This is a genomic window from Vibrio sp. 10N.222.46.A1 (genome assembly GCF_041473595.1).
GTDB lineage: Bacteria > Pseudomonadota > Gammaproteobacteria > Enterobacterales > Vibrionaceae > Vibrio > Vibrio tasmaniensis_A.
Genome location: NZ_JBFRSN010000989.1, coordinates 1 through 2728, shown reverse-complemented (window position 1 = coordinate 2728; position 2728 = coordinate 1). Strand labels below are relative to the sequence as shown.

Here is a 2728-nt window from a genome sequence, read left to right as displayed (position 1 = left end):
CAAGCATGTGACCTCAACCTTGTATGTATGTTGGGCTGCTCAAGCTGGCTTAAAGCTCTTGTATGATTTACCAAAACGAACTCGTAAAGATAAGCTTTCTGGGGTTTACAACCACGAGATACATAACCCGTACCACCCAATTTTACGTGGCTTCGACGATACCTTCTTGGCACCGCACTCTCGCTATGCTGATTTCTCTCAGGAATACTTAGCCGAGCATACCGACCTTGATGTTCTTGCGACTTCTGATGTGGCAGGCGTATACCTCGCGGCGACTAAAGATAAGCGAAACGTGTTTGTAACCGGTCACCCTGAATACGATGCTCATACACTTCACAACGAATACATTCGAGATTTGGGTGAAGGCATGGAGCCGGTGATACCAATCAACTACTACCCGAACAACAATCCAGACAACAAGCCTGTAGCAAGTTGGCGTAGTCATGGACACTTATTGTTTTCAAACTGGCTTAACTACTGCGTTTACCAACAAACACCTTACGATCTGGATCACTTCAGCGAAGACAACTTCACCAAGGACGACTAAGTTCTTTCTTCCGATTCACAAACACATAAAGCCGTATTCCATAGGTTGTTGATAAAACACCAAATTGGACACGGCTTTTTTTATGGTGTTTGAGTCGCATTCCATAATCGACATAACACTTAAGTGTGTTCGATTTCATATCATGGGTCTGTGTTCAAAAGGAGCTGCACATGCCTAACAAGTCGCTATTACCAAAATCCACTCTGTTCTCTCAACTCACGCTACTCGCCTCTCTTTCTTTGGTAGGTTGTGTTTCTGTAACCGAAGGTCCACCAAAAATGGCAAGTGATCCAATTGCGATGTCTCAATCACGTATTGAATTGGGTTTGGGTTACATGGGACAAGGTAATATGGTCAAGGCACGTGAAAATCTAGAGCTCGCTATCAAACACGCTCCTAGCTATTACCGCGCCCAACTTTCGATGGCACATTATTACGAGCAAGTTGGCGAAGTAGATGAAGCAAGAACGACTTACCGCAAAGCACTCAGTCTAGATTCAAGAAACGGCAATGTATTGAATAACTACGGTACATTCTTGTGTAAACAGGGCGAATACGAGCAAGCCGATAAATACTTTAACCGTGCCATCGACCAACCCTATTATTATCTCGTCTCTGCCAGTTATGAAAATGCGGCATTCTGCGCGTTTAAAGCCGGAGAGGTCGAGCAAGCAAAATACTACTTCTCTCGTGCGATTGACCACGACCCAAATCGAGCTAGATCCGTACTACAGCTTTCTAAAATTGAAGTCAGTGAGGCCGAATACAATGACGCTAGGCTCCGCTTATTCAAATTCCACCAGCGTTATGGCTACCAAATTCCATCGCTTAAAATCTTGGTCGATCTCGAAAACAAAGCAGGTAACAGTGCTCTAGAGAAGAAATATCAGAGTAAGTTAGATGAGTTACTTTCTGCTTAGCGCATATGAAAAACACAAAAAAACGGGCTTGTTGCGTTAACAACAAGCCCGTACGTAATTTCAACTTAATGTCTTAACACAGTGCTGCCGCTATTTTAGCGCGATCCACTCTTGTCTTTGCTCGTCGTCCATAAAGGTCCATGTGATAAAGCGACTCACCTTCTGGCCTTGCGACATCTCAACCACTTTTACTTGTTTAGCTCTTAGCTTACCCAGCTCTGAACGAACCATATCGACGTTGTCTTTCTTAGAAATCAATGTCGTGAACCACAATACTTGAGTAGCAAAAAGTTGGCTCTCTCTCGCCATTTTCATAATGAAAGCAGCTTCGCCACCCGGACACCAAAGTTCAGATTTTTGGCCACCAAAGTTTAAGGTTGGTTTCTCTTGCTTAATCGATTTGGCTGGCTTCTTATTCATCTCGGGCTTGAATGACTTGCCCGCTTTCTTAGCTCGGTTTTCCGCTAAGTTATCCAGTTTACGTTGTGATCCCTTTTCCGCCTCTTCTAGAGAACTATGGAATGGAGGGTTACAAATAGTGACATCGTAACGTTCATTATCCTTAATCACGCCTTTAAAGATAGATTCAGAGTCCGCTTGTAGACGAGCTCGGATCTTACCTTTTAGATTAGGGTTACTTTCAGCAATGAAGTTCGCTGTTTTGATGGAGACTGAATCGACATCCGTACCCGTACAGCGCCATTTATACTCTGTCGCGCCAATGATTGGGTAAATACAGTTTGCACCAACACCGATGTCTAATGCTTTCACAGAAGCGTGATTATAAGGCTCACCTTGTCCATCGCTGTTTAGGATGTCTGCCACTCTGTGGATATAATCTGCACGGCCAGGAATTGGTGGGCACAAGTAACCAGCAGGAATATCCCAATGCTTAACGCCATAGTGATGCGCCAGTAAAGCCTTGTTAAGTAGCTTAACAGCCAATGGATCAGAGAAATTAACGGTGTCTTCGCCCGCCGGGTTCTTGATCAGATGTTCTTTTAGCTCAGGTAACGCTGCAACCAATAACTCAAAGTCGTAGCGACCTGTGTGTTGGTTTCTTGGGTGTAATCCACCTTGAGGCTTCTCTGCCGAACGTCTTTTCCGTGCTGCATTCTTGTTAAATACAGTTTTATTGAAAGACGCCTTATTCGATGATCCTTTATTCGCACCCGGTTTACCTTTGCTATCTTTTGCAAAAGGTCGCTTTGCTTTGTTGTCAGCACCTTTGGGAGCACTGTTTTTGCGGTCTGATGTGTTC

Annotated in this window: 3 protein-coding genes; 2 read left to right on the top strand and 1 reads right to left on the bottom strand. The window is 44.2% G+C overall.

Annotation, left to right across the window (positions count from 1 at the left end):
- Positions 1-547, top strand: a 547-nt coding sequence (locus tag AB4496_RS22940) for a homoserine O-succinyltransferase (protein WP_372132082.1), incomplete at its 5' end; no start/stop codon positions are given.
- Between the two features lie 170 nt (positions 548-717).
- Positions 718-1467, top strand: coding sequence for a type IV pilus biogenesis/stability protein PilW (pilW, locus tag AB4496_RS22935; protein ID WP_102258526.1), 750 nt, complete (start codon positions 718-720; stop codon positions 1465-1467).
- Positions 1468-1557: 90 nt separating this feature from the next.
- Here the strand turns inward: pilW and rlmF are convergent.
- The coding region (gene rlmF / locus AB4496_RS22930) for a 23S rRNA (adenine(1618)-N(6))-methyltransferase RlmF (protein ID WP_372132080.1) at positions 1558-2728 on the bottom strand (1171 nt) is incomplete at its 5' end.